2 protein-coding genes are annotated in these 1,452 nt (G+C 65.8%); both read right to left on the bottom strand.

The genetic code is table 11. From position 1 onward, the window contains the following. Positions 1 to 67: 67 nt before the first annotated feature. Positions 68 to 520, bottom strand: coding sequence for a hypothetical protein (locus AB0K28_RS51710; protein WP_359535501.1), 453 nt, complete (start codon positions 518 to 520; stop codon positions 68 to 70). After that, complete coding sequence (locus AB0K28_RS51715) at positions 517 to 1,350, bottom strand: IS5 family transposase (protein ID WP_359535503.1); 834 nt, start codon at positions 1,348 to 1,350, stop codon at positions 517 to 519. Before AB0K28_RS51715 ends, AB0K28_RS51710 begins: the two co-directional genes overlap by 4 nt. Positions 1,351 to 1,452 lie beyond the last annotated feature (102 nt).

The raw sequence follows: 1,452 nt of genomic DNA on the forward strand, positions 1-1,452 counted from the left end.
AGAGGGCGTTACGCGAGTTGATGTCCCTCTCGTCCATTGCCTTGGGGAAGGCGGGCTGGTCAGGGCGTTAGCGGTTGGGCTGGGAACGTGGCTGAGCGAACATTCCTGGCTCGGTCTCGACGAGAATGCCCTGGTTGACCAGGCGCTTGAGCTTGGCGCGGATGTTCTCGGTGTTCTTCTTCACGATGGGAAGGTCCAGCGCCTGGCAGAGGTCACGAGCTCGTAGGGGGCGGCCGATGTCGGCGAAGACGTTGAGGATCTGCCGGTAGGCGGGGTGGTCGGGGACCACGGGAGGCGGTGGGGCCGGCTCGGGTCCTGGTTCGTCGGCGAGGGACAGCAGGGTCTTGCGGGTGATCCGCAAGTGCTCGAGCGCTTCGTGCAGTTCGCCGAGGTGCGCGGCCATGGCGTCGATCTCCGCCTGGGTCTGCTCGATCTGGCCGGTCAGGGCTTGCTCGCGAGCGTCGATCTTGTTCAACAGCCACGTGCCGGGGTCCGGTTCCTGTGCATCTGGCCTGGTCATGTCGACCGCCACGACGGTGCGGGGGTGCGAGTCAGCCGACGGGACATCACGTCGGTCATCGCCCAGTGCACCCGTGCTTCGGAACTGGCCGGCAGGTGTTCATAGTCGCGGACCAGGCGCCGGTGCAGCATCAAGGTGCCATACGTCTGCTCGACGATCCAGCGTTTCGGCTGGGGGACGAACCCGGTGTCGGCGGGGTTGCGTTCGACGATCTCCACGTCGATCCCGAGCCCGGCCCCATGGTCGACGACCGTGTTCTTGAACCCCTGATCGACCAAGGCTTTGGTCACCGTGCCGGAGGTCTGGGCCGCGACCCGGTCCAGCAGAGCGGTCCCGGCGGCGTTCTCGTGCGCGGAGGCGGCCAGCACCACCACCGCGATGACCAGGCCGAACACGTCCACCGCCAGCCCTCTCTTGCGGCCCGGCACCTTCTTGGCCACGTCCCTGCCCGTCGTGGTGGCGGGGACCCCGGCCGCCACGTGGACGCTCTGGGTGTCCAGGACCACCAGACTCGGATCGGCTAATCGTCCCTTGCGCTCCCGCATGTGCCAGCGCAGCAGGTCATGGGTCTTCTGGGCGGTACCGTCGTCACGCCATTTGGCGAAGTAGTAATAGGTCGCGCTGCCGGGCGGCAGGTCGTGGGGCAGGTAGTCCCACTGGACGCCGGTCCGCCCCTGGTAAAGGATCGCGTTCACGATCTCGCGCATCTCGTATTTGCCCTGGTGGCCACTGACGGAGCGATGCGCGGCCTTCCACGCCGTGATGATCGGCTCGATCAGCGCCCATTGTTCGTCGGATAAGTCGCTCGGGTACGGCTTGCGCTCGCTCACCCGGCCATCCCAACACATCCGAGCTCGCCAATCGGCGGTAACGCTACAAATCCATTCGACTACAGTGCGACATCATGGACATTAACTCACACAACGCCCTCT

The sequence above is a fragment of the Nonomuraea sp. NPDC049504 genome, assembly GCF_040676845.1.
Lineage (GTDB): Bacteria > Actinomycetota > Actinomycetes > Streptosporangiales > Streptosporangiaceae > Nonomuraea > Nonomuraea salmonea.

Coding starts and splice junctions, on each gene's coding strand:
- AB0K28_RS51710 (WP_359535501.1), bottom strand. CDS start 520: ATGACCAGGCCAGATGCACAGGAACCGGACCCCGGCACGTGGCTGTTG.